The sequence below is a fragment of the Pseudomonas sivasensis genome, assembly GCF_052938085.1.
Window position 1 is genome coordinate 3,063,170 of record NZ_CP176442.1, and the last position, 23,580, is coordinate 3,086,749.

Consider the following 23,580-nt stretch of genomic DNA (forward strand, 5'->3'; position numbering starts at 1 on the left):
ACAGTAGTTCGTTGGTGTCTGTCAGAGCTGGTAGTTCTTGAGTTCCCTGGCAATCACCATCCGCTGAATCTCGCTGGTCCCCTCGTAAATCTGCGTGATCCGCGCATCCCGGTAGTAACGCTCCACCGGGTAATCCTCCAGGTAGCCGTAGCCGCCATGTATCTGCATCGCTGACGAGCAGACCTTCTCCGCCATTTCCGAGGCAAACAGTTTGGCTTGTGACGCTTCCGACAGGCACGGCTTGCCGGCACTGCGCAGGCGCGCTGCGTGCAGGATCAGCAGGCGGGCCGCGTTCAAGCGGGTCTGCATGTCCGCCAGCAAATTAGCCACGCTCTGATGCTCGATGATCGCCTTGTCGAACTGCACCCGGTCTCGGGCGTAGGCCAGCGCCGCTTCAAACGCTGCTCGTGCGATACCCAGGGCCTGGGCGGCGATACCGATGCGGCCACCTTCCAGGTTCGACAGCGCAATCGCCAGGCCTTTGCCGCGTTCGCCCAGTAAGTTGGCTTCGGGAACTGTGCATTGGTTGAGGGTGACGGCACAGGTGTCAGAAGCGCGTATGCCCATCTTGTGTTCGGTGCGGTCCACCACAAAGCCAGGGGTGTCGGCGGGCACTAGGAAAGCGGAAATGCCTTTCTTGCCCAAGTGCGGATCAGTCACGGCAAACACGATAGCCAACTTGGCGCGCTTGCCGTTGCTGACGAATTGCTTGGCGCCGTTGATCACCCACTGGCCGTCACGCAGCTCAGCGCGAGTGCGCAGATTGTGGGCTTCGGAACCGGCCTGGGGTTCGGTCAGGCAGAAGCAGCCAATCGCCTGGCCACTGGCAAGTTCTGCCAACCAGGTTTCTTTCTGCGCCGTTGTGCCGTAGTTGAGGATCGGCCCGCAACCCACTGAATTGTGGATACTCATCAGTGCGCCGGTGGCGCCATCGCCGGCGGAAATCTCTTCCACCGCCAGGGCATAAGCCACGTAGTCGACGTAGGTGCCGCCCCATTCTTCCGGGACCACCATGCCCAGCAGGCCGAGTTCGCCCATCTTGGCTACCAGGTTGTCGTCAATCCAGCCGGCTTTTTCCCAGGCTTGGGCAGATGGGGCGATTTCACGTCGGGCGAAGTCACGCGCCATGTCGCGGATCATCACTTGTTCTTCAGTGTATTCAATATCTTGCATGGCTTATCTCGCAATTTGCTCGAACTGTTGGAAGAAACTTTCGACGTGGGCAACTGATAGCCCATGCAACGTTGGCGGGTTCCAGCGCGGGGTTTTGTCCTTGTCGATGATCAGGGCGCGCACGCCTTCGATCAGGTCGCCGCGCTTGAACCATTGCTGGTCCAAGTGCAGTTCCAGGGCGAAACACTGTTCCAACGACAGGCGGCGGCCTTTGCGCAACATCTGCAAAGTCACGGCCATGGCCAGGGGCGAGCGGGTCTGCATCAGGTGGGCCGTGTTGAGCGCCCATTCATGGCTGTCGGCAACGGTGACGGCCTGTAATTGCTCAACGATGCTCGGCACATCCGGCAACCCGAAGAAATGGTCGATCGCCGGGCGCAAGGCTGCCAAAGGCGCATCGGGCAGCTGCTGCACCGCAAGCTTTGCCAGCACACCTTGCAAGTCTTTGAGCGCAGAGTCGTGCCATTGCAGGTGGTCGAGTTTCTGGTCCAGGTCGGCGAGCCTGTTGCTGTCGAGGTACCAATCCGCTAAACCGCAATACAGTGCATCGGCGGCGCGGATCTGCACGCCGGTGACGCCGAGGTAAATCCCCAGTTCGCCCGGAATGCGCGGCAGGAAATAGCTGCCACCCACGTCGGGAAAATAACCAATGGCCACTTCCGGCATGCCCAGGCGGCTGCGCTCGGTAACGACACGTAAATCGGCACCTTGCACCAGGCCCATGCCACCGCCGAGGACAAACCCGTCCATCAACGCCAGCACGGGCTTACGGTAGTGGTGGATGGCGAGGTCGAGGGCGTATTCCTCGACGAAGAAATCTTCGTGAAGGGTGTCGCCATTCTTGAAGCTGTCGTACAGGGAACGGATATCGCCGCCGGCACAGAAGGCTTTGTCGCCCGTGCCTCGCAGGACCACGGCGTAGACCGATGGATCGTCGGACCAGGCTTCCAGGTGCCGGGTCAGGCTGCGAACCATGTCGAGGGTGATTGCGTTTAAACCCGCAGGGCGGTTAAGGGTGAGGTGGCCGATATGGTTGCGGACGTCGGCCAGTACCTCTTCCTGAGGTGAATCGGCGCGGCTTGCTTCGGATGAAACCTGAGCAGTCATCTCTAACTCCCTGCTTTTATTGTTCTTTATCAAGATGTTCGCGGACGAACCATCTCGCGATCGTACCAGTGCAAATTTGCGCAGTACAACCCGGAATCATGCAGGTGGTTGTTGCATTTATGCAGGGCGCCCGGGCCTCTGCTCAGGGCGCGCGGTTGGCCAGTACTTCGCCGATGCTGCGACGGCGCGCGTGGGTTTCGGCCGCGTGAATCAGTTGTTCAAGCTCTGCGGGCGCCACGTCGTAGAACTGCTCCATCTCGGCAAGCGCCAGCTTCAAATCGGCGGCGGTCACGGCAGGGTTTCGCGCTGCATCGGGGGTATTCAATACGGCCGAAGGGGACTCGACAGCACCCTTGGGATAACGCGTGCGAGTGGCGTTGTTGTAGGCCAGCGCACATGCCAGCAGGGCGCTGGCGCCGAGCAGCACAGCGCCCAACTCATGCCAGCCCAGTGCGGCGGAAGCCGGGTCGGCCAGCACCAGGGTCATGGCCAGGCCACCTGCGGGTGGGTGCAGGCAACGCAGCCAGCACATCAACACCACTGCCATGCCGGCCGCCAGGCAAGCGCCGCCCAAGGTGCGTCCGAGAACCCGCGCGACCAGCAATGCCACGACACCGGCGCACAGGTAGCTGCCGATGATCGACCAGGGTTGCGCCAGCGCACCGGAGGAGACGGCAAACAACAACACCGCCGAGGCCCCCAGCGGGCCGAGCAGGTGCAGCGCCACCTCCATGCCAAATACCTGGGCACAGAGCCAGACACTGAACAATGTACCCAGTGCCATGCCAATGGCGGCACGGCTCCATTCGGTAGGACGAGTATTGATTGCAGCGGGAAACCAGCGAGCGAGCATTGAAAAGAAATCCATAAACGGCGGGCAAAAAAAAGGCTTGTCTGGTTTCCCGGAAAAGCCCTTTGAACGTTCCTGCATTTGGGGGAGGAACCTGCGCAGTGTGCCGCGCCTCGATTATCGGCGCCAATGCATATTAATGAGGTTTTAATGCATAAATATTGAATTAAAACCCGTTTCATCAAAGGGGAATGTACGCGGTGTTCAGTTTGCCCAATACGCGGATATCGGTCTCTTCGTTGAACATATGCTTTTGCAGGTTTTCCAGGAGCCCTGGCTCGCCAGAGAGGGGACCTTTGAGTGCCACCAGAGCGTTGCGTAGCGACATCAGTCGATCCAACGGCGGAATGGGCAGGTAGCCGATATGCACTTCATCCCGGATCAAGGCAGCAGGAGTATCAGGTAAACGATCATTTGGCACGGCATTGTCCTCTCGCGAAGTGAGCCGCAGTGATGGCTGCCGCTCTTAACGTCCTTGTTGTGTTCCATGGCCTGTGGCGGTAAAGACCTACCCCACATGGCCATCGAGTTTACAGTTGGGTTTCAACCCCCGGAAAGTGAAATGACACCAGCCATTACGCATAGCTGCGTAGGATTCTTCCGGGTCGACTCAAGGCTGTGGGGGTTTGGCCAGGTACAGCAGGACAAAGGTGTTGCGATCGAACTCACCCGTTAAGGTCGGCGTGAGCGTGGCAAAGCGCGGATCTTTAAGCGCGCGGAAATCCTCTTCGCTCATCACCAGCCAGGCTGGTCCTTGCAGCGGCGTCAGGTCAGCAGCTTGCTGGGTAAACAACGGCACCTGATCGCAGTCGAGGTTGACCATGTATTTGATGGCCTTGGCGTCTTTGCCCAAACCGTGCAAGACCACGGGGGCACGCTGCTGCATCACCTGCTCATGAACGTTCAAGGTAAATGTGCGGGTGTCATAGACACTGCGCTCCAGCGGTTCCACCACCAGGATATAGGTAGCCCACACCGCCAACACCGCAGCGAAGGCCGGCCCCACCGGTCGTAAACGAGAGACGAACAACGACAACAGCGCCAATGCCTGCAGCGCACCAAGCACACCCAGCACCAAGCCTAGATGGCTCAGTTGTTCCGGATAACGTGGGCGCACGAACAGCAGCCCGGCGATCAGCAGCGTAGGCAGCAGCGTCCATAGACCCAGCATCAGGGCGCGCAGCCCGGCGAAAAGCCGCCCGCGTGCACCGTAAAAGGGATACGCCGCAATAATCGCCGCCATGGGCAGCATCGGCAGTACATAGCGCGCCTTTTTCGCCTGGGGGATCGACAGGCCAACCATCACCAGCAAGCCGGCAGCGGCGCAGTACAGCACCAATTGCAAGGCCGGCTCCGGCGTGCGCCGCCCACCGGTCGCCACTGCCAGCAGCACCAGCAACGCCAGGGGATAGGCCAAGGCGTAATTACCCAGGGAGCTGGTGAAGTAATACAGCACACCGCTGCTGCCTTCGCTGCCATCCATGCGCCCGAGGAACTGCATGCGGATCACGTCCTGCATGAAACGCTCACCGCCACTGAGTTTGGCCATCAGCAACAGCAGGCCGACACAGGCCAGCAGCAGCGCCAGCGCCAGGAGGCCGAAGCTGAGCAGTTGGCGCCATTGCCGGTTGACCAGGTAATAGCTGCACAGCACCCCGGTGGGCACGACCAGGCCAATCGGCCCGCGTATCGCGAACCCCAGGATCAAAAGCAGAAACAGCCAGTGCAGACGTTTACCCGCAGAGAAATGATCATGGGCGTAACCCAGATAAAACACCGTCAAGGTGATCGCGGCGAGCATCTGGTCCAGGGACACGGCGCGGGTTTCGCTGATAAAGGTGGTGCTCAACAGCAGCACCGCAATGCTCAACAAGCCCCAGCGCTGGGAGTAGGGCGCCGTGAGGCGATACACCAGGATGACGATCAGTGCCGAGGCCATCGAAGTGGGCAGCCAGGCCGTGAGGCTGGTGACCTGGCCCAGGGGCAGCGACAACAGCCAGGTCATCAGGGTCGAGGTGGCCAGATAATCAGCATACGGCTGGCCGTAAGTGGTGGGAAAAAAGCCCGGCCCATGGCGCAGCATTTCCTGGGCGAACAGCACGAAGCGTGAGTCGAAACCGATAATCGCCTGGTGCCAACTGCCGGCGATAAACAGCAACAGCGCCAGCAATCCCAGGCAGAGGGATTGGCGGCGGATCGTGGCACTCAGCAAAGGCGGTCGGGCTGTGTTCACGTATCAGGCTTCCACGACCTGTGGCACCCACTGCTGCTGCGGAATCGGCAACTGACATGAGTCGCCTCGCCCTATCGGGAAGTATTGGAAGCCCTTGCGCGACAGGCGCTCGCCGTCATACAGGTTGCGGCCATCGAAGATCACCGGGGTTTTCAGGCGCTGGTGGATCAGGTCGAAATCGGGGGCTTTGAACTGCTGCCACTCGGTGCACACGATCAGCGCATCGGCGCCAACCAGAGTGGACTCCGGCGTGCCCATCAGCATCAGCCGTTCTTCGTCGCCGTAGAGGCGCTGGGTTTCCTGCATGGCTTCCGGGTCGAACGCGCGCACGTTGGCGCCGGCAGCCCACAGCGCTTCCATCAGCACGCGGCTGGGTGCATCGCGCATGTCGTCGGTGTTGGGCTTGAACGCAAGGCCCCACAGGGCGAAGGTCTTGCCGCGCAGATTGCCTTGGAAGAACGCATTGACGCGCTCGAACAGCTTGCTCTTCTGGCGTTGGTTGATCGCTTCTACGGCTTCCAACAGGTCGCTGGAGCAGTTGGCCTGTTTGGCGCTGTGGATCAAGGCGCGCATGTCTTTGGGAAAACATGAACCGCCGTAACCGCAACCGGGGTAGATAAAGTGATAGCCGATGCGCGAGTCGGCACCGATGCCCAGGCGCACGGCTTCGATATCCGCCCCCAGGTGCTCGGCCAGCTCGGCGATCTGGTTGATAAAGCTGATCTTGGTGGCCAGCATGCAGTTGGCGGCGTACTTGGTCAGCTCGGCGCTGCGCAGGTCCATGAAGATGATGCGGTCGTGGTTGCGGTTGAACGGCGCGTACAGATCGCGCATCACCTCGCGCACTTCTTCGCGCTCACAGCCGATGATGATGCGATCCGGACGGCGACAGTCGGCAACCGCCGAGCCTTCCTTGAGGAATTCCGGGTTGGAGACGATATCGAACTCCAGGTGCCGGCCAGCGACGTGCAGGGCTTTTTCGATATGGGCGCGCAGGGTGTCGCCGGTGCCCACGGGGACCGTGGACTTCTCCACCAGGATTACCGGGGCCACTCGATGACGGGCCACGGCGTCGCCCACCGACAGCACGTACTTCAAGTCGGCCGAGCCATCTTCATCCGACGGCGTGCCGACGGCGATGAACAGCACTTCACCGTGTTCGACGGCGAGCTTCTCATCGAAAGTGAAATTCAGGCGGCCGCTTTCCAGGTTCTCCTTGACCATGGCGGCCAGTCCCGGTTCGAAGATACTCACATGGCCTTGCTGCAGCAGCTTGACCTTGTTTTGATCGACGTCCATGCAGATCACATCGTGACCGACTTCGGCTAATACGGTGGCCTGTACCAGGCCGACGTAACCACTACCAAATACACTGATTTTCATGGGGCATTCCTGGGACGAGTAGCACTGGCACGACGAGAGTTGATGATCAGCACACCGAGGATGACAAGCGCCACCCCCAGGGTTTTTGAAACGGAAAAATGTTCGTTGAACACCGGGAGGCTGGCGGCCAACAGGTACACCAGCGCATAGCTGATGCTGAGTAATGAATAGGCGCGGCCAAGGGGCAGGTGCTTGAGCGCGCCGAGCCAGCAGAGCATCGACAGCGCGTAGGCGAAGATCGCCAGGCTCACCACGCCCAACGCAGCGAAGTCGATGGCGTTGCTGTTCAACGCCGCCAGCCATTCGGTGGGCAAGGGCAGGCGCGTCATGCTCCAGCGCATGCCCAATTGGGCGGCGCTGACCAGGCCAACGCTGCCAAGGGCCAGGGCAAAACCACGCACGCGGCTCATACCTGGCGCCCCAACAGCACCACACCGGCAATGACCAGCACGACACCCAGCCAATGCCGTGTGTCGATGTGTTCCTTGAACACAAAGCGCGCCACCAGCGTGACCAGGACAAAATTGAGGCTGAGCATCGGGTAGGCGATACCGACTTCCAGGCGCTGCAACACCAGCAACCACACCAGCAAACCAAAACCCAGGCACAGCAGGGCCGACCACAGCCACGGCGAGCGCAGCTTCAGCGCCCAACCGTCGGGCTGGTCGCGCCAGCTTTCCACGGCGAATTTTTGCGAAACCTGGCCCATGCATGTCAGCAGGCAGGCGGCCAATAACAGGCACAGCGTGATCATGGCGCAACCTGCGGGAACACCAGGATCACGATGTTGCCTTGCTCGTAGCGCTTGCCGTCTTTGGGCAGCAAGTCCACCTCGGCGATTTCGTCGTCACCCTTCACACGCATGACCACCCCGACGGCGCCGTGTTTACGTGCATCGCTCATCCACTGCTGGACCTGTGTGGTGTCGACCTTGTGATGGGCCGCATCGTCAAAGGCCAAGCCATATTTCACTTCGCCGACGGTGTTATAGAGGGTCACGTCCGGGCGCTTGACACGCCAGGCCAAGGCGGAGGCTGCGCCCAGGTCATTGCTCAGCAACGCGCTGGTCTGGCTCAGCTCCTGGAGGTGATCGATGATGAACTGGTCCGGAGTCTTGTTGTAAACCACCGAATGGGGCAGTGCGGCCGGGACCAACGCCACCAGCAACCAACTGCCGACTACCGGCGCTGCCCACAAGCGCAGCGGGCGTGACGCTTGCAGCAGGTTGGCGATGATCCAGCCGAACAGGAAGACAAACACCAGCACCAGGCTGAGGGTTTCCTGACCGTGTTCGTAGACGGGCCTCTTCAGTTGAAACCACGTCAGCGCCAGTAACGCCGCGACGCCAATCACCAGGTTCAGCCAACCGTTGATACGCACGACACGGCCGCGGCCTGCGGCGAGTTTGTCCGCCAGTGTCGAGCCCATCAGCAGCGCCAGCGGCAACAGGCACGGCATGATGTAGGAGGGCAACTTGCCCTTGGCCAGGCTGAAAAACGCCAGCGGCATCAGCAGCCACAGCAGCAGGAAGGCAGTTTTCGCTGCACGTTTTTCCTGCCACGCCTGTTTCAGGGTGGACGGCAGCAGTGCGACCCACGGCAGGCTGAACGCGACCAGCAACGGTAGGTAATACCAGAAAGGCTCGGCGTGCTGGGCATCCTCGCCGGCAAAACGCTGGATATGCTCGTGCCAGAAGAAGAAATTCCAATAGTCCGGTTCTTGCAGATGCACGGCCAGTGCCCACGGCAGGCTCACTGCAATGGCGACAACCACGGCGACCAGCCCATAACCGAGCAGTTCGCGAAAGCGCTTCTGCCAGATCGCGTAGGGCAGGGCGATTAACACCGGCAACAGCCACGCCAGGAATCCCTTGGTCATAAAGCCCATGCCACAGGCGAAACCCAGCAGCGCCCAGGATCCCAGGCGGCCGTTGCGGGAGGTGCTGTCGAAGCAGAACCACAGGGCAACGCCGGTCAGGTTGACCCAGAAGGTGAACTGCGGATCGAGGTTGGCATAACCGCCCAAGGCCGCGACGCTGACAAAGCTCATGTACAGCACGGTGCTGACCAGGCTCTTTTGCGGGTCATTCCACAGCCGACGCGACACCAGGTACACCAGCAGGATGCTCAAACCGGTGCTCAACGCCGAGGCGAAGCGCACACCAAACAGGTTTTGCCCGAAGATCGCCTGGCCGAGCGCGATCATCCAGTAACCGGCAGCCGGCTTTTCGAAATAGCGAATCCCCATGAAGTGCGGCGACGCCCACTTGCCGGTCAGCAGCATTTCCTGGCTGATCTGTGCGTAGCGGGTTTCATCAGGAATCCACAGGCCATGGGTGGCCAGCGGCAGCAGGTAAAACACGCCAAACGCTAACAGGAGCAGGGGCAAGGCCCAACGCCGAATCATGCCTGCTGCACTCCAAGCCAACCCTCACGGCCGCTCAATGCGCCGCGCACCAACTGTTGCTGGGGCAGGGTGGTCAGGTCCGCAGGCAACAAGTCACCCAGCGGTTTGAAATCGATGCCGCGCTGCCCTGCCTGGGCAAGCAACTGGCGAAAATCGTTGGCCATCAGAATCCCTTCTACTTCTGCGTGGATCGTGTAGACGTTGAGCTTCGACTCGGCAAACCGGTCAAGAATGAAGCTATTGAAGTCTTTGGCGGCCACCACCGGCCCGACGACTTCGTCGAAGGTCGGCAGGTCCACCGGAATTTGTGGCGTACCTGCGCTGCCATCGGCCAATGTCGGCCGAAACAGGCTGGTACCCCGGCAATCGCTGTTGTAGCGAAAGTTGAAACCTTGCTTGGCTTGCACCACTCGCTCATCGGCACGCCAACCGGCGGCCGCCGAACAGTCGATGCGTTCGCCCAGGATGTCGCTCAGGGTCTCCACGCCGCGCCGAATTTGCTCGACCAGTTGTGCATCGCTCCACCGTCCGGTGTTGGCCTGCCAGCCATGGTGATCCCAGGCGTGCAGGCCGACTTCGTGACCCGCGGCCTTGGCCTGGCGCATCAAGTGCCCCAAGTCACGGCCGATCGGCTTGCCCGGCCAGGCAGTGCCGGCGAGCAGGATGTCCCAGCCGTACAGGCCGGCAGCGTTGGAACGCAGCATCTTCCACAGGAATTGCGGGCGGATCAGGCGCCACAAGTGGCGCCCCATGTTGTCCGGCCCGACACTGAAGAAGAACGTCGCTTTTACCCCGGCCTCGTCCAGGGATTCGAGCAACCGTGGCACACCTTCACGGGTGCCCCGATAGGTATCGACGTCAATGCGAAGACCTGCCTGCATTAGCGCTTATCCGCGATTTCGAGCATGGCCTCGCGCAGGAAGAAGTCCAGCGTGTTGCCGATGGTTTCGCTCATCTCCACGGTTGGCTCCCAGTTCAGCAGGCGCTTGGCGTTTTCGATGCTTGGCTTGCGGTGTGCCACGTCTTGGTAACCGGTGCCGTAGAACGCCTTGCTCTCCACATCGCGGAAACCGGCGAACGGCGGGAAGTTGCTGCGCAGCGGGTGCGCTTCGAACTGACGCAGCAGCTCTTCGCCCAACTGGCGGATGCTGGCTTCGTTTTCCGGGTTACCGATGTTGATGATCTGGCCGTTGCAGGCATCGTTGTCGTTATCAATGATGCGGGCCAGGGCTTCGATACCGTCGGCGATGTCGGTGAAGCAGCGTTTCTGCTCGCCACCATCGAACAGGCGGATCGGCGTGCCTTCCACCAGGTTCAGGATCAGTTGGGTGATCGCACGGGAGCTGCCGATACGGGCCGAATCCAGGCGGTCGAGGCGTGGGCCCATCCAGTTGAACGGCCGGAACAGCGTGAAGTTCAGGCCCTTGGCGCCGTAGGCCCAGATCACGCGGTCCAGCAGTTGCTTGGAGACCGAGTAGATCCAGCGCTGTTTGTTGACCGGGCCAACCACCAGGTTGGAAGTGTCTTCGTCGAAATACTGGTCCTGGCACATGCCATAGACTTCAGAGGTCGACGGGAAGATCACGCGTTTGTTGTACTTGACGCAGTAGCGCACCAGCTTGAGGTTTTCTTCGAAGTCCAACTCGAACACGCGCAGCGGGTTACGGGTGTATTCGATCGGCGTGGCGATGGCCACCAGCGGCAGTACCACGTCGCACTTCTTGATGTGGTACTCGATCCACTCGGTGTGGATGCTGATATCGCCTTCGACGTAATGGAAGTTCGGGTGGCTGCGCAGGCGCTCAATGGCGTCGGAGCCAATGTCCAGGCCGTAGACTTCATAACGGTCGTCACGCAGCAGGCGCTCGGACAGATGGTTACCGATAAAACCGTTCACGCCCAGGATCAGCACGCGGGTACGGCGTGGCTTGCGGCCGGATTCGGCACCGCGCAGCACGGAACCGTCGACCAGGCCCAGTTCGTTGGCCAGGGAAGGGCCGGCCAGGTACAGGCCGTTGTCGTTGCGCTGGCCGAACTTGACCACCAGGGAGTCTTCGCCGCAGGCGATGCGCAGCGGGTTGACGCTGATCACCCGGCCCGGTGCCAGGCCTTCGTTGCCCTTAACCACCTCGGCTTGCCACACGATCAGCTTGTGTTCGCCCACGGCACAGAAAGCACCTGGATACGGTTGAGTCACGGCGCGAACCAGGTTGAACAGGGTTTCAGCCGGGTGTTTCCAGTCCAGCTTGCCGTCTGCGGCCGTGCGGCGACCGAAGTAAGTGGCTTGGCTTTCATCTTGTGCGGTTTCAGTCAGCTTGCCTTCGGCCAGTTGCGGCAGGACATCACGCAGCAGGTTGCTGGCGGCTTCACGCAGCTTGGCATGCAGGGTCAGGCCGGTGTCGCTACGCTCGATGGTGACTTTTTGCTGGGCGAGGATCGCGCCGGCATCCGCACGCTTGACCATGCGGTGCAGGGTCACGCCGGTTTCGGTTTCGCCATTGACCAGCACCCAGTTGGCCGGGGCGCGGCCACGGTACTTGGGCAGCAACGAACCGTGCAGGTTGAACGCACCTTTACGGGCGGTGGCCAGCAGCGGCTCGCTCAGCAGGTTGCGGTAGTAGAAAGAGAAAATGTAATCCGGGTTCAGCTTGGCGATGCGCTCAATCCACAAAGGGTGGTTGGCGTCCTCTGGCGCATGCACCGGGATACCGTTGCGGGCGCACAGTTGGGCAACGGAACCGTAGAAGTTGTTTTCCTTGGGGTCGTCGGCATGGGTAAACACAGCAGCAATTTCGTAGCCGGTATTGAGCAGCGCTTCAATGCCTGCACAACCAATATCGTGGTACGCGAATACAACAGCTTTTGAACTCATGACTGAACCTGATCGGCGGAAGTGGAAGTATGGGAAGACACCAGGCCGTCAACGACGACCACAGGAGCCGGTGCTGCCGGTTGGTTGCGCAGCACTTTTTCGATAAAGAAGCGTGGGCGGGCGCGCACATCGCTGTACATGCGGCCCAGGTATTCACCCAAGAGGCCCATGCCGATGAACTGGCCACCGGTGAAGACGAACAGCACCGCGAACAGCACGAACAGGCCGTCGCCCGCCCAGTCGGCACCGAAGGCCAGGCGCAGAACGATCAGCGCGAAGGCAAACAGCATGCCCAGGGCCGCCAGGCTGAAGCCGACAATAGACAGCAGGCGCAGCGGCGTGGTGGTCATGCAGGTCAGCAGGTCGAACATCAGGCTGATCAGGCGCATGGCGCTGTATTTGGACTCACCGTGTTCGCGCTCGGCGTGGTGCACCAGGATTTCCGTGGTGTGGCGGGCGAAGCCGTTGGCGAGGATCGGGATAAAGGTGCTGCGCTCGCGGCAGGCGAGCATGGCGTCGACGATGGTGCGGCGGTAAGCGCGCAGCATGCAGCCGTAGTCGGTCATGGCTACGCCGGTAGAGCGCTGCACGGCAAGGTTGATCAGGCGTGACGGCCAGCGGCGAAACGCCGAGTCCTGGCGATTGTTGCGCACGGTGGCGACAACGTCGTAGCCGAGGGCGGCTTGCTCCACCAGGCGCGGGATTTCTTCGGGAGGGTTCTGCAGGTCGGCATCGAGGGTAATCACCACTTCGCCCTGGCACTGTTCGAAACCCGCCATGATCGCGGCATGCTGGCCGTAGTTGCGGTTGAGGATCACAGCCACCACGTTGCTGCCGTCTTCTGCGGCAGCGTCTTCCAGCAGTTGGGCCGAGTTGTCACGGCTACCGTCATCCACCAGGATGATTTCGTATTCGTAGGCCAGTTGCCTGCACGCCGCGGTGGTGCGACGCAGCAATTCAGGCAGGCTTTCTTCTTCGTTGTAGACCGGGATAACGATCGACACGCGATGAATAGGGTAGGGTTTCAAAGATTTATGACCTCGGGGTTAGAGCAGCGTGGCGCGTGAAAACGCCCGCAATCATTGGATACAAACGCCGTGCAACGGTTGGGAACCGCTAAAAATCGAATTCTAATCAAGAGGTTAGTTCAAAAATGTGAATATCACCTTGAGCTTCCGTATTTAAGATTAAGCTCAAAAATGTAGGAAAGGTATGAAGCGGAAGTCGAAAATTCGTTTATTTGACAGCCAGACAGCCAGGGTTCAGCTAAACGTGAGGGCGCTAAGGGGGGCTGGATCGCGGTGAAACAGGAACGGCATGCAACGCATTTGCTACAGCGTGGGCGAACACAAACAGGCTTCGACCACGATTGAAGAATCTTCTCTGCAATGCCTCTCAAGTGCCGGTAAAGTAACGCGTCTCTTGGCAGGGTAATCGGATGAATAGCGTGCAGCTTTTACGCGGCCAGTTGCGGCCAGTATTGATGGGGTTGTTGATGAGCGTGGCGTGTGTCACGACCGTTCGCGCCGATGAAAGCGTGGCGTTGACCAGCCTCGATCAGGTGCCGGATGGCGTGGAAGTACGTGGCAAGCAGATCGCCGCTTACACCTGGGACGACCGCCAGGGCAAGAATCTGCTGGTGCTGGCTGAACAAGTCAGCGAGCGGGATGACGACGGCACCCAGTCGTCCTTTGTGTATGCCGCTCAGTACCTGATCGACGGTAACCGCCCCAAGCGCGTGTGGATGCTCTACGACGATGTGCAGCATTGCGAATTTGACGCGGCGTTGCGTTTCGACCAAGCCGCGACCAAGGTCACCGACCTGTCTGGCGATGGCATCACCCAGGCCACTGTGGGCTATTCGCGCACCTGCACCAGCGACATCAGCCCCAATGAGTTCAAGCTAATCATGCATGTGGGCAAGTCGCAGAAGTACCGTTTGCGCGGTGTCGACCGCTACGGCGCCGCCTGGTGGGATGAAGAGGCCGGGGCGTTGCGCGGGATGCCGCTGCCCAAGGATTGCAGCACCGCCGGGCAACAGGCGCTCGTCAGCCAGTACAAGGAGCAGGGCACCGAATTGCCGTTACCCGGCTGCTATGGCGATGAGAAGGATTTCGCCAATGCGCCCGAGGCGTATCTCACGTTCATGCGTCAGCATTGGTTCGCACTGATGCAAAAGCAGGACGCCGAATGGAGCCAGGCCCAGACCCAGCCCCAGGAACCCACGGAGGACGAAGAAACCGCCCCATGATTTGGTAAGAGGGCCTGTGCTGCGCTAGACTCGGCCCTCGCCAATTCACTAAATACCTTGATTTAACAATGGCTTGTTCGAGGTATTTAATCCAAAGGCTGATCTATTTTGACTGAGCATATCCGCAACCCGCTGACCCTCTACCTCACCCGCCTGGCCCCCTCCAGCCAACTCACCATGCGCTACGTGCTGCAGGACGCCGCCGACCGCCTGGGCTTCGAGGATATCAACCTTGAAGACATCGACTGGCACCTGCTGCAACCCGAACACGTCATCGCCCTGGTAGCCGCCCTGCGCGAAGACGGCTACGCGCCGAACACCTCATCGTTATATGTAAATGCGGTGCGCGGGGTGATGAATGAAGCGTGGCGCATGAGCCTGATCAGTCAGGAACACTTGTTGAGAATGCGCACGGTCAAGCCAGCGCCCGGTACGCGTCTTGGCCAGGGCCGTAACCTGCGGCGCACGCTGATCCGCGAAATGATGGAAGTCTGTGCCGCCGACCCCAGGCCACAAGGCCTGCGTGATGCAGCGGTCATCGGCATCCTCTACGGCTCGGGCATGCGTAAGTCGGAGTCGGTCAACCTGGATCTCGCGCAGATCAACGTTGAGGAGCGCAGCTTGCGGGTCATTGGCAAAGGCAACAAAGAGTTGATCAAGTACGCGCCGCAATGGGCATTTGCCAAGTTGCAGGCCTGGTTGGCGTTTCGGCGCGAGCAGTTAAAAGAGGGCGAGCAGGACGACAGCTTCCTGTTCAATCGCATCCGCCGGGGTAGCCATATCACCCGGGAACGCATTACTAAACACGCGATTTACTACATTGCCCGGCAGCGAGGGGAACAGGTGGGGGTCAAGATCATGCCCCATGACTTCCGTCGCTCGTTTATCACGCGGGTGATCGAGGAGCATGACCTATCGATCGCGCAGAAGCTGGCGCATCACACCAACATCCAGACCACCGCCAGCTATGACGTGCGTGACGACAACGAACGCCGCCGAGCCGTAGATCGATTCGACCTGTAGTGAGCGGGCTTGCCCCGCGCCGGCTTGCATAGCAGCCCCCAAGTTTATTGGGTCTGCTTCGCAGACCAGCGCGGGGCAAGCCCGCTCACCACAAAAGCCTGATCATCACAAAAGCCCGATCACCTCAAAAAGCCCGGTCACCACAGGCGCTCAGTTCATCAAGGCGCTCGCCACAGGGAGGATGTTCAGCCTTCGAGCGCCTTCAAGGCTAGAGGATGGGTTTTCCCCCGGTAACCGCATAGCGTGAACCGGAGATGTAGCTGGCTTCATCCGAGGCAAGCAGCACATAAATCGGCGCCACTTCCACCGGCTGGCCAGGTCGGCCCAGTGGTGTTTCGCTGCCGAAGCTCTTCACGTCTTCATCGGTCATGGTCGCCACGATCAGCGGCGTCCAGATCGGTCCGGGGGCCACACTGTTGACGCGAATGCCCTTGCTGCCCAGCAACTGCGCCAAACCGCCGGTGAAGTTGGCAATCGCGCCCTTGGTGGCGGCGTAGGCCAGCAGGGTCGGTTTGGGCATGTCAGAGTTGACCGAACTGGTGTTGATGATCGAACTGCCAGCCTTCATATGGGGCAGGGCGGCCTTGCAGATGCGAAACATCGCCGTGATGTTGATATCGAAGGTCTTCACCCATTCCTCGTCCTCGATCTCTTCGAGGGTTTCGTGGGTCATCTGGAACGCAGCGTTATTGACCAGCACATCGATGCGACCGAACTGTTCGACGGTGCTGTCGACCAGTGCCTGGCACTGGGCTTTCTGCGCAAGGTCGCCGGGCAGTAACAGGCATTGGCGACCGGCCTCTTCCACCCAGCGTGCGGTTTCCTTGGCGTCTTCGTGCTCGTCCAGGTAGGCGATGGCAACGTCTGCACCTTCACGGGCAAACGCAATGGCAACCGCGCGACCGATGCCGCTGTCGGCCCCCGTGATCAGCGCGATTTTGTTGGCCAGCCGACCAGAGCCTTTATAGCTTTGCTCGCCACAATCGGGATACGGGTCCATTTTTCTCTGGGAGCCTGGGACCGATTGGGCTTGAGGGGCGAAAGGCGGGCGTGGGTAGTCAGTCATCTCAATCTCCATAGGTTCCTAAGGGTGCTATGGAGTTAGTAATTCCTTGGCCGGCGATAGTTGTGCTGGATCCTGCCCAGGGCCGACGAGTGGTTAACGCCGAGCCCTATTGTTACCCCTCAGGAGGAGGGCGGGGCACTCGCCAAGTGGGCGGGCAAACGGCGCAATGTCCAGATCACCGTGAGCATCGCCGCGACGGCACACATCGCAATACCGATGATCATTGGCGCCGGGGTGTGGTCGGCAAAGACTCCAACAAGGGTCATGGACACCGCCCCTGTGATCATTTGAATCGCGCCAAGCAAAGCGGATGCAGAACCCGCCACCGCGCCATGGTCCTCCAGGGCCAACACACCCGAGGCAGGCAACAGCAAGCCAAGGAAGCCGAAGCCGATAAACAGCAACGTCATCATCAGGACCAAGCTATCAACCCACAGCGTGGTGACCGCCAGCAGGAGCATCACTGCAGCCACCGCCGTAACTGACCAAAGTATCAACGGCACCAGACCGAAGCGTGCGCTCAGGCGCGCCGTCAGTTGGCTCATAGCGAAAAATGACGCCGCATTCAGGGCAAAACACAGGCTGAATTGCGTGGGTGTCAGGCCGAAATATTCGATGTACACAAAGGGCGCGCTGCCGATAAAAACAAAGAAAGTGGCCAGCCCAAAGCCGCAGACCACCGACAATCCGATAAACACAGGATCGCGCAGCAGAGCCCCATAACTGCTGAATGCAGTGCCCAGGGTTTTACCCATACGACGCTCGGGCGGGTGGGTTTCGGGCAATTGCACGGCCGTCATCACCAGGCACAACACGGCCACCACCGCCAGCACGGCGAACACTTCGCGCCAACTCCAGAGCGCAATCACCACACTGCCAGCCAGCGGGGCAAGAATTGGCGAGACACTCATCACCAGCATCAGCAATGACATCAGCCGCGCGGCTTCATGGCCGGTGTACAGATCGCGAACGATTGCCCGAGGGATCACCATGCCGGCGCACGCACCAAATGCTTGCAGGGCACGAAATCCAATCAGCACTTCAATGGTCGGCGCCAGGGCGCAGCCGATACTGCCTATGGCAAAAATCAGCAGTCCGGCATAAATCGGCGGTTTGCGTCCGAATACATCGCTGATGGGGCCGTAGAACAGCTGGCATACCCCCACGATCACAAAGAACACGGTCAGGCTCATCTGTACGGCGGCCGGCGAGGCGTGCAGGCTCGCGCCAAGGGTTGGCAGCGCAGGCAGGTAGATGTCGATGGCGAACGGGCCAACGGCCGTGATCAACCCCAGGAGCAGGGCCAAGTGGGCAATACTTCGAGACATGGGCATTTCCGGGCGGAGCAAAGGATGGCCAGCTTAAGGGATCCTCGCAGATCCGCAAACTTAGGCTTCACTAACCAGTGACTGCTGCCGATAACGTTAATAGAGGTTGGGTTCCCAACCCGCGGCCAAGGTATGGGGATACCCGCATGACGATCAAACTACGCTTGATGCTGTTGATAGCGACCGGGTTGCTTACCGCCCTGGTCATGAGCCTGGCCAGTTACCTGGGCAACACGCGGATGGGCGAGGCTGTGCAGGCCAACGAGGTCGCCATGACGGTACTGCGCAACCACATGGAAGCCGACATGATGCACGACGCCCTGCGCGCCGACGTGTTGTCGGCCATGTTGGTGGGCCTGGGGAAAAGCGCCAGTACCAAGGCCGAGGTGACGAGTTCGATCAAGGAACATTCAGAGCACTTCCGGGAGGTGCTGGGGGACAACCTCAAGTTGCCCCTGGATGACAGCCTTAAAGCCAGTCTGGAAAAAATCAAACCCAGCCTCGATACCTATATAAGCGCCGGCGAACGTATCGTCGCGCTGGCGTTGGAAAATCCCGAAGCCGCTCGCGCAGAACTGGAGAGTTTCAACACTGCGTTCAGCCGTCTGGAAGACCAAATGGCGGCGCTGAGTGAGCTGATCGAAACCAATACCCAGCAGACCGGCGCAAGCACTCAGCACGCAATCAGTAATGCGAACTTCACCCTGGGCACGGTGTTGATTGCCAGCGTATTGCTGCTGTTGGCTCAGGGCCGCTGGGTCATCCTGAGCATCATGGGGCCGCTGCAGACCGCCAGCCGCATTGCGGCGAGTATCGCCAGGGGCAACTTGAGCGAGCCGATTGTCGAACCTAAGCGCAATGATGAAGCCGGTGCGCTGATTCTTAGCCTTGCCACCATGCAGCGCGACTTGCGCGGCATGATCGAAGTGGTGCGCAGCAACGCTCATGGCGTCAATGGCATGAGCGAGCAACTGAGCCACGGCTGCCATGAAGTCGCCGGCAGCAGCCAGCAGCAAAGCGCTGCCGCCAGCACCATGGCCGCTGCTGCGAGTGAAATGACGGCGAGCATCGAAGAAATCACCCGGCACGCCGGCCGCGCCCTGGACATGGCCAATCAGGCTGAAGCCTTGGCCAAGGACGGCGGTCGCGTCATTCACCAAGTGGTCAAGGACATGGACGGTATTGCCCGTTCAGCCCAGCAATCGGCTCAGGTGATCCGCACGCTGGACAAGGAGTCCGAGGCGATTTTCAGCATTATCCAAGTCATCAAAGGCATCGCCGACCAGACCAACTTATTGGCCCTCAACGCCGCGATTGAGGCTGCCCGCGCGGGAGAACAAGGCAGGGGGTTTGCGGTGGTCGCCGATGAAGTGCGCAGCCTGGCGGGTCGCACCAGCGCTTCGACCCAGGAAATTGCCAGCATGGTCGGACGCATCCAGCAAAATACTCGGGAAGCGGTGACCAGCATGGAGGAGGGCGTCACTCAAGTGGACAAAGGCATGGCGGTGACCGCAGAAGTAGAACGGGCAATCCGCGAGATTCTGCAGGCCACGTTGAACACCACGGAGTTGGTGAACGACATTTCGCGCACCATCGGGGAACAAAGCCTGGCCAGCAATGAAATCTCCCATCAGGTGGAGATGATCGCTGGCATGTCGGAAAACAACAGTCGCGTGATCGGGCAAACTGCCTCAACTACGGATGAACTGGCCAATCTAGCAGGCAAACTGTCGCAATCTGTGGACCGTTTTCAGCTCTAACAGGGGTAGCGTAGGAATGACTCATATATAACTCAACTAAATAGATATTTAGTTGAGTTATATCATTATCGAATAATTGGGGCAGGGCCGGGCTAGGGGGATTTCTTAGTACCGTCACCGAAAACAATGCTCTTATGGACGAAATACCCGACGATTCCCCAGTGCTTGTCGTCGTCGCGCATGATCACTTTCTCTTGAACAGAGGTCGTGGAAAACATCGAGGCAAACTCGATCACCGCATAATTTCCGGCAGGCGCGTCAGGTAGCTGATCGATAAAACCAATCGCAACAGGTTCGCGCCTCTGGAATGAACCCAGCCCCAGTCGCAGGCCTTTGAGGCTACTGGCCCACATCAACTTAGAGGTTTTGGCTTGCAGCACGGGACTGACTGCGGGCCAAGTCATTTCGGCTGTGCCCGCATCAAGTAACCCCAAAAATCCCACAGCTGTATCGAAAACACGCTGTTGCTGTTGCGGCGTGCCAGGATCGGTTGCAGTGACATTAGGCGTGGTGTTGTTGAAGCTGACGTCGAAGCCACCGAGCATCGCGAGTATGAACACCATGACTGCAATCGACTTCATGCAAACCCCCCAAGGCACTGACATCCGTTGGAACGAGTAAAGATGACGCTTAAGGGGGTTGCCATCAGCTAGGCGGAAAATGCTGGGGTGGTGTGTGAATTCTGCAGGCCTACGGCTGGCATCCAGAAACATATGGTTACGCATAATGTATATTATGTTAAATCAGGTGCCATGTCAGATATGTTCATAAGACACGTAAGTCACTGATTCGACGAATTCGTATTTGACGTCTACTCTCTCAACGGGCCATGTCCATAGTGTTCATGACGATTCCTTGAATGAGGTGGCTGTCGATGAAACTGATTCAGTGCCGTTTCTCTTCAGGTCAACGACTACCGCTGCTTGTACAAGCTGGTGATGCGACGCCGTTGCCCATAGGCCCTTGCGCTAGGTCCCTAAGCGCCCTCCTCTAACCGACGATAATTTCAAGAGGGAATCATCTCTCGTATACGAGAAGCGATGGCGTCGACCGCGAAGGGTTTCGTCAGAACGGCCATGCCTTTTCCCAGAATAACGTCACCCATCACTGCATTTTCGGCGTAACCCGTAATGAATAAGACTTGAAGTCCAGGACGGGCTTCCTGAGCTGCATCTGCCATCTGCCGTCCGTTCATTCCGCCAGGCAGACCTACATCCGTTACCAATAAATCGATCCGAACATCCGACCGTAAAATTTTCAAGGCCGTGGCACTGTCGCTGGCTTCGAGAACCGCGAACCCCATGTCTTGCAATATGTCCGTGACCAGCATGCGTACGGTTGGCTCGTCGTCCACTACCAGCACCGTAGCCTCGTGCACTGAAGGCGTAAGCATAATCGCCTGTTCTACAGCCGATTCGGCATCGTCATGCCCATCATGGCGCGGTAGATAAATACACACGGTTGTGCCCTTGCCTACCTCTGAATAGATCCGCACTTGTCCACCAGATTGCTGGGCAAAACCATAGATCATAGAAAGGCCCAATCCGGTGCCTTCGCCAAGGGGTTTGGTCGTGAAGAAAGGTTCGAATACCCGCTCAAGCACGTCGCGTGACATTCCGGTGCCGGTATCGGTTACGCAAACCGATAGATACTGACCTTCCACCATATCGAGTTGGCGTGCGGCCTGCGCACTCAACCATCGATTTGCGGTCTCGATAGTAATACGCCCGCCGTCCGGCATCGCATCGCGTGCATTGATCGAAAGATTCAGCAGTGCATTTTCAAGCTGCGGTGGATCAACCAACGCCATCCAGAGATCCAGGACGGCGACGAGCTCAATTTGGATGGATGGCCCTACAGTGCGGCGAATCAAGTCCTCCATCCCTGAGACTAATCGATTCACATTGGTTGGCTTGGGATCGAGTGTCTGTCGGCGCGAGAATGCCAGCAGCCTGTGGGTTAAAGCGGCGGCTCGTTTTGCCGAGCTCTGCGCAGCATCAATATAGCGATCCACCTCGTTGAACCGTCCTTGACGTATACGAGACTGCAGCAACTCAAGGCTACCGGAGATGCCAGCCAGCAAGTTGTTGAAGTCGTGAGCAAGACCGCCGGTCAACTGGCCTACAGCCTCCATCTTCTGCGCTTGGCGAAGGGCTTCCTGCGTTAGGAGCAGGTCCGCGGTACGCTCTTGAACTCTGGCCTCAAGCGTGTCGTTCAACTCCTGCAAGCGCACTTGCGCAAGCTTGGTTGCGGTCACGTCACGTGAGGTAGACAGCAGTTTTTCCGGAAACCCATCGGGCCCCATCACGGGGGTGACGATCACGTCCCACCACCGCGGAGTGCCCTTCATGGTCTTAGCAAAACCTTGGAAGCGGCCGATACGGCCTTCTTTAGCCTCGGCCACGGCGTGCAAAACTTTTCCATGTTCCTCGCCTTGCCATAAGTCAGGCCAGCAAGCGCCTTGGATGGCACCGAAGTCATCGACCTCCATGACACACATGCCGCCCTCAGTCATGAACTCCAGACGGGCATCCAGGTCGAGCACTTTGATACAGTCAGCGGAGCTTGCAAGGACACGACGGTTGAATTCCTCACTGGCTCGCAGGGCCTCCTCCGCGTCTTTGCGCTGAGTCAAATCGACCGTGACCACCAAAAGATTTCCAAGCAAACCCTGGGCGTCAACAATGCGCTGGATGCTGCTGTTGGCCCAGACCAACGAGCCATCAAGGCGGCTATAACGCTTATCAACGGCAGTAATGCTGCCCGTACGAATCGCCTGCTCTACTGCTGCCAGGGTGGGAGGCAAATCCTCGACATAGGTGACGTCTGCGACGCCTAGTTGGAGTACCTCTGCCTCAGAACGCCCAAGAATACGGCATAGTTCGCTGTTCACTCGAATGAAGCGGCCTGCGGCATCCACCTCAGACATGCCCACCGTAGCGCTTGTAAATATGACTCGTAGCCGCTCCTCGCTTTCGCGCAATCTTGCTTCGGCGCTCGTACTTTCGAGCACCGACCACTGGCGCTCGGCCGTGCGTAACCTGTCGCATCGGGCAGCCTCCAGATGCAACGCAATGAGATCCGCGAAGCCTTTGCCCATGCCCAGAATTCGTGGGTTATCGAGTGAGACCGGGTGTTGATGCATTGCGGACAGACCGCCCCATAGGCGGCCATCTTTCAAGACGATCGGTATGAACAGATAGCTCTGAAATCCATGCAGCTGATGAATTGGATAACAAGGGTGTGAAGGGTGCGCTGCAAGATTGCCAATGACTATCGCTTGGTGAAATGTGCCAGCCTGATGGTTAAGGGCAGACAGACATTTCAGCTCATCGCCCGGATGCAAATTCAAACCGATGTCATCGCGTACCGCGCAGATCAGTGAAAGATCGTGGGTAACACGAGCAACGGCTGCAAAGCCCATCCCGGTCATAGCGCACGTGGTTTCCAGCAACGCAGAAATTGCGCCCATGCACGCGATGTCCGCTTGGTCGATTGCGAATTCAGACGGACCCACAAAAACGACCGACATATCTGGCATGGCAGGTTTACTCGAAAAGTGAATGTTCAGCGTTCATAAGATTTTTCGCCAGAATGCACCTGACCTTTCCCACCGCACGATTGGGTGCGGGGGCTGAGCCGTGATTTGTTCTGGTTCAAGCCAAGCCTAACCAACGACCTCAACCCTCAGACATCCGGATGGAGTAAACGTCCACCTGAGAAATGAGAAGTTCATACCTTTTAGCGACGTGGATACAGGTTCTATACAAATCGTTACCACAGCCCCATCCCTTAAAAAACGCGACAGAAAAGTGATGGCTAAGCGACATCAATGATCTCGAAGCGTTCCAAACTTGTACAAAAATAAATATCTGTACAACTTTCAATAAAGTTCTCAATCTCGGCGCCGACACCATGTGTGAAATGTTTAATTACATAAAGACGTGATTAGCCGACTGAGCCGAATAGAGCCAGGCACTCGAGAAAATGGAACGTTCTCAACTACACCTATCCACAAACTGTCCCATTCCGGGCTGTGAGAACTCCATGAATATCCTTGCTCCTGCCGTAAACCTGGCTAACCAATTACGCTTTCGCACGAAATTCGCTGTGCTTGCAGCAATCGTT

At 58.9% G+C, this 23,580-nt stretch carries 19 protein-coding genes and 1 pseudogene; 4 read left to right on the top strand and 16 right to left on the bottom strand.

All coding sequences use genetic code 11. The features are described from left to right. Nucleotides 1-21: 21 nt before the first annotated feature. The 12 genes from ACKZ62_RS14190 to arnC form a co-directional block, all read right to left on the bottom strand. Entirely contained in the window at nt 22-1,173 is a 1,152-nt protein-coding gene (locus ACKZ62_RS14190; RefSeq protein ID WP_339481359.1) for an acyl-CoA dehydrogenase family protein, read from the bottom strand. Nucleotides 1,174-1,176: 3 nt separating this feature from the next. After that, a complete protein-coding gene (locus ACKZ62_RS14195; RefSeq protein WP_099602494.1) occupies nt 1,177-2,280 on the bottom strand; it encodes an enoyl-CoA hydratase/isomerase family protein in 1,104 nt (367 codons plus the stop codon). A 142-nt stretch (nt 2,281-2,422) separates the two neighbouring features. After that, nucleotides 2,423-3,133 (bottom strand): HPP family protein, encoded by a 711-nt coding sequence (locus ACKZ62_RS14200; RefSeq protein ID WP_122765160.1) that lies wholly within the window; start codon nt 3,131-3,133, stop codon nt 2,423-2,425. Between the two features lie 178 nt (nt 3,134-3,311). Then, on the bottom strand, nt 3,312-3,551 hold the full coding sequence (locus ACKZ62_RS14205) for a type VI secretion system contractile sheath small subunit (protein ID WP_122680988.1): 240 nt from the start codon (nt 3,549-3,551) through the stop codon (nt 3,312-3,314). 189 nt (nt 3,552-3,740) lie between these two features. After that, nucleotides 3,741-5,363, bottom strand: a complete 1,623-nt coding sequence (locus ACKZ62_RS14210) for an ArnT family glycosyltransferase (RefSeq protein ID WP_447096901.1) — start codon at nt 5,361-5,363, stop codon at nt 3,741-3,743. 3 nt (nt 5,364-5,366) lie between these two features. Then, on the bottom strand, nt 5,367-6,746 hold the full coding sequence (locus ACKZ62_RS14215; protein ID WP_032885662.1) for a UDP-glucose dehydrogenase family protein: 1,380 nt from the start codon (nt 6,744-6,746) through the stop codon (nt 5,367-5,369). Beyond that, nucleotides 6,743-7,156: a 4-amino-4-deoxy-L-arabinose-phosphoundecaprenol flippase subunit ArnF gene (gene arnF / locus ACKZ62_RS14220; RefSeq protein ID WP_032885661.1), complete on the bottom strand. Its 414-nt coding sequence runs from the start codon at nt 7,154-7,156 to the stop codon at nt 6,743-6,745. Before arnF ends, ACKZ62_RS14215 begins: the two co-directional genes overlap by 4 nt. Further along, a complete protein-coding gene (gene arnE / locus ACKZ62_RS14225; protein ID WP_032885660.1) occupies nt 7,153-7,500 on the bottom strand; it encodes a 4-amino-4-deoxy-L-arabinose-phosphoundecaprenol flippase subunit ArnE in 348 nt (115 codons plus the stop codon). Before arnE ends, arnF begins: the two co-directional genes overlap by 4 nt. Continuing rightward, nucleotides 7,497-9,152 carry a lipid IV(A) 4-amino-4-deoxy-L-arabinosyltransferase gene (gene arnT, locus ACKZ62_RS14230; protein WP_447096902.1) on the bottom strand — a complete coding sequence of 552 codons (1,656 nt, stop codon included), beginning with the start codon at nt 9,150-9,152 and terminating at the stop codon, nt 7,497-7,499. Before arnT ends, arnE begins: the two co-directional genes overlap by 4 nt. Further along, on the bottom strand, nt 9,149-10,033 hold the full coding sequence (arnD, locus tag ACKZ62_RS14235) for a 4-deoxy-4-formamido-L-arabinose-phosphoundecaprenol deformylase (protein WP_032885658.1): 885 nt from the start codon (nt 10,031-10,033) through the stop codon (nt 9,149-9,151). Before arnD ends, arnT begins: the two co-directional genes overlap by 4 nt. Further along, complete coding sequence (gene arnA, locus ACKZ62_RS14240) at nt 10,033-12,024, bottom strand: bifunctional UDP-4-amino-4-deoxy-L-arabinose formyltransferase/UDP-glucuronic acid oxidase ArnA (protein WP_032885657.1); 1,992 nt, start codon at nt 12,022-12,024, stop codon at nt 10,033-10,035. Before arnA ends, arnD begins: the two co-directional genes overlap by 1 nt. Next, nucleotides 12,021-13,052 carry an undecaprenyl-phosphate 4-deoxy-4-formamido-L-arabinose transferase gene (arnC, locus tag ACKZ62_RS14245; protein ID WP_032885656.1) on the bottom strand — a complete coding sequence of 344 codons (1,032 nt, stop codon included), beginning with the start codon at nt 13,050-13,052 and terminating at the stop codon, nt 12,021-12,023. Before arnC ends, arnA begins: the two co-directional genes overlap by 4 nt. A gap of 410 nt (nt 13,053-13,462) precedes the next feature. Between arnC and ACKZ62_RS14250 the strand changes: the two genes are divergently transcribed. Then, nucleotides 13,463-14,275, top strand: a complete 813-nt coding sequence (locus tag ACKZ62_RS14250; protein WP_447096903.1) for a M949_RS01915 family surface polysaccharide biosynthesis protein — start codon at nt 13,463-13,465, stop codon at nt 14,273-14,275. Between the two features lie 108 nt (nt 14,276-14,383). Further along, a complete protein-coding gene (locus tag ACKZ62_RS14255) occupies nt 14,384-15,298 on the top strand; it encodes a site-specific integrase (protein ID WP_032885654.1) in 915 nt (304 codons plus the stop codon). A gap of 208 nt (nt 15,299-15,506) precedes the next feature. Here the strand turns inward: ACKZ62_RS14255 and ACKZ62_RS14260 are convergent, their stop codons facing one another. Next, complete coding sequence (locus ACKZ62_RS14260) at nt 15,507-16,364, bottom strand: SDR family oxidoreductase (RefSeq protein WP_032885742.1); 858 nt, start codon at nt 16,362-16,364, stop codon at nt 15,507-15,509. Between the two features lie 119 nt (nt 16,365-16,483). Continuing rightward, on the bottom strand, nt 16,484-17,692 hold the full coding sequence (locus ACKZ62_RS14265) for a multidrug effflux MFS transporter (RefSeq protein WP_099602487.1): 1,209 nt from the start codon (nt 17,690-17,692) through the stop codon (nt 16,484-16,486). Nucleotides 17,693-17,838: 146 nt separating this feature from the next. On the opposite strand from ACKZ62_RS14265, the pseudogene ACKZ62_RS14270 reads away from it, so the two are divergent. Both ACKZ62_RS14270 and ACKZ62_RS14275 read left to right on the top strand, forming a co-directional pair. Next, nucleotides 17,839-18,594: pseudogene (locus ACKZ62_RS14270) on the top strand (MCP four helix bundle domain-containing protein); the annotation flags it as partial. A gap of 132 nt (nt 18,595-18,726) precedes the next feature. Next, on the top strand, nt 18,727-19,452 hold the full coding sequence (locus tag ACKZ62_RS14275; RefSeq protein ID WP_371260729.1) for a methyl-accepting chemotaxis protein: 726 nt from the start codon (nt 18,727-18,729) through the stop codon (nt 19,450-19,452). Nucleotides 19,453-19,544: 92 nt separating this feature from the next. Here ACKZ62_RS14275 and ACKZ62_RS14280 read toward each other — a convergent pair whose 3' ends face one another. Then, entirely contained in the window at nt 19,545-20,033 is a 489-nt protein-coding gene (locus ACKZ62_RS14280; protein WP_447096904.1) for a DUF4019 domain-containing protein, read from the bottom strand. 425 nt (nt 20,034-20,458) lie between these two features. After that, nucleotides 20,459-22,993, bottom strand: a complete 2,535-nt coding sequence (locus ACKZ62_RS14285; protein WP_447096905.1) for a PAS domain S-box protein — start codon at nt 22,991-22,993, stop codon at nt 20,459-20,461. Nucleotides 22,994-23,580: the final 587 nt, after the last annotated feature.